Source organism: uncultured Acetatifactor sp. (assembly GCF_948601915.1).
Classification (GTDB): domain Bacteria; phylum Bacillota; class Clostridia; order Lachnospirales; family Lachnospiraceae; genus Acetatifactor.
In genome coordinates, this window is record NZ_CAPDXS010000230.1 from 1 (window position 1) to 2,388 (window position 2,388).

The following is a 2,388-nucleotide window of genomic DNA, read 5'->3' on the forward strand; positions in this document are numbered from 1 at the left end:
ATTATTTTAAACCCCATTTTTTCATAAAATGCTTCTTTTCCTTTTACTGCAATCAACTGTATGCTGGAACGTCCGCCTATTGGTGTAGCCTTTTCAACATATTCAATTATCATATTGACAATTTTATTGCCGACACCCTGTCTCTGATGATTCGGGTGTACCACAATATCAGCTATCATATAGTACACTCCGTCACCTATCAATCTCCCCATTCCGATAGTCTGATCATCGTCAACTGCTATTATCGTGTATAGACTATTGTCAAGAGCTTTTTGTGTCTGCTCTTTTGAATAAGGCAACCACTCAACGCTTTCCCTTAGCTTACGATAATCCTCATAGCCTAACGCATTTTCTTTATATTCCATGTGCTTTTCCTCCAACAATCATTTTACTGTTGTCGTATCCCCCACCAAGTATCGGAATTCATTGGTTGGCTTACAAATTCAAATATAGCACATCTCCCCGCCGAAAACAATCACGCTCTATATCCGTTCCGACTATCCGTCTGCACTACTGCGGCAACACATTTCGTATTGAAAAATAGATAGGATTAAAGTATAATGACAAAAGATTTTGCAAGGAATCCCGGCAGGGGAGATTGAGGAGATATGCTACATTTAGCCATATGTGACGATGACAAAAGATTCCTGGATTATCTGTCCGGGGAGATTGAGAGCTGGGCAGTGCAGGGAGGGCATTCCGGGGCGGACGGGGAGACCTGCAGCGTGGAGCGGTATCCCTGCGCGGATGCCTTTCTGTTCGCGTGGGAAGAGAGGAAAGATACAGATATCCTTCTCCTGGACATCGAGATGCCCGGGACGGACGGCATGGCGCTGGCCAGGAAGCTGCGGCAGATGGGAGATTACGTCAGCATCATCTTCGTGACAGGCAATCCGGATTTCGCGCTGGAGGGGTACGACCTGGAGGCCGTGTCCTATATCGTGAAGCCTGTGAAAAGGCAGAGACTGTGGGCTGCGCTGGACAGAGCCAGGGAGCGCATCGCCCACAGGGCGGCAATCATCGTAGCGCTGTTCGGCGGGGAAGTGGAGAAGGTGTACCTGTCGGATATCTGCTGCCTGGAGGGCGACGGGCATGACTGCATCCTCTGGAAGAGAGACAGGGAGAAACTGATCTGCAGATCCGGAATCCGACAGATGGAGCAGAAACTGATGGAAGATATGAGCCTCCGGGACTCCTTTTTCAAGCCACACAGATCCTACTGCGTCAACCTGGAGCATGTGGAGCGGATCGGGAAGAAAGAAATCCGAATGGACAACCGGATGACGATTCCCATCGCCAGGGGAAAATGGGAAGAGCTGAACCGGGTCTATATGGCGTATTTCCGAAGGCAGAGCTTTTGAGGCAGGACCATATGTCGATTTTGGAAAAATGCAGCAAGGCGCATGGGATAAGGCATCGGACTTTGGAGGGGTGGTAAGAGCTGCTGAAAAGTCTGGCCGAGCAGGGTAAGATAGAATCTACAGGAAGTACAAAGGGCAAGATGTATAGAAAGTGCTGAAAGAAATGGCATGGGGAACGCGGGGGATAAATCCCCTGAGGGGAAGTACGATGCTGCGACTGGGAATCTGGCTGATTTGGCTGGCATTATATCAATATTATATAGAGCAGATCTGCGACCTGCAAAAAGGGAAGATAAAGCGGATCGCCCTGTGGGGAATCACAGGAGGAACGGCGCTGGCCGTGGGAATCGCGCCCCTGGCTGTGCCTATGGGCGCGTCAGCCGCAAGATGGCTGACGGCTGTAGGCTGGCTGGTCATCGTGCTGGTCTTCTTTTTATATGTGCTGTTCTATGATGGGGCCCCTTTCAGGCAGCAGTGGCGGAAAGCGCTGGCTCCGGGCTGCATGCTGGTGCCTGCGGCGCTGGCGGAGTCCCCGGTTTCGCTTGTGTCAGTCAATGGGGCGGTCATGGCGGCTTTTCTGCTGCTGTTGGCATATGCGGAGGGAAGAGGGGACTTCCGCGGCAGGGAAGCTATTTATGGAAAAGGAGAGGCCTGTGGGAAGGAAGGCTCCTGCGGGCGTTTCCGAAACATCCGGAGCTTCCGGATATGGAGCGGCCCGGCGTACCTTGCCGTCTATGGCATTCTGAGCCTGTATCTGTGGAAGAGCAGGGAGACCGCGGACATGGAACTGCTGCTTGGCGTCATTGCGGTGGAGCTGCTTTTCTTCCTGTCACTGGAGGGTACGTCTTCCTCCTACCGCCATGGCTTTGAAGCCCAGACAGAGCGTTTCCAGCGGGACATCCTGAGCCATCAGTATGAGGAAGTGAAGGAAATCTATCTGAACATGCGGGGCTGGCGGCATGACTACCACAACCATCTCCAGGTGATGAAAGCCCAGATTAGATCGGAAGAGCACACGTCTGAACTC

General features: G+C 51.9%; 2 protein-coding genes. One reads left to right on the forward strand and one right to left on the reverse strand.

From position 1 onward, the window contains the following. Nucleotides 1-365: GNAT family N-acetyltransferase (locus Q2B33_RS23210; RefSeq protein ID WP_300823425.1), on the reverse strand; the 365-nt coding region annotated here is incomplete at its 3' end. 243 nt (nucleotides 366-608) lie between these two features. Here Q2B33_RS23210 and Q2B33_RS23215 point away from each other — a divergent pair. Then, nucleotides 609-1,361 carry a LytTR family DNA-binding domain-containing protein gene (locus Q2B33_RS23215; protein ID WP_300573795.1) on the forward strand — a complete coding sequence of 251 codons (753 nt, stop codon included), beginning with the start codon at nucleotides 609-611 and terminating at the stop codon, nucleotides 1,359-1,361. Nucleotides 1,362-2,388: the final 1,027 nt, after the last annotated feature.

What these genes read in the sequence shown, in the direction of transcription:
- Q2B33_RS23215 (WP_300573795.1), top strand. Translation starts at nt 609, where the DNA reads ATGCTACATTTAGCCATATGTGACGATGACAAAAGATTCCTGGATTAT.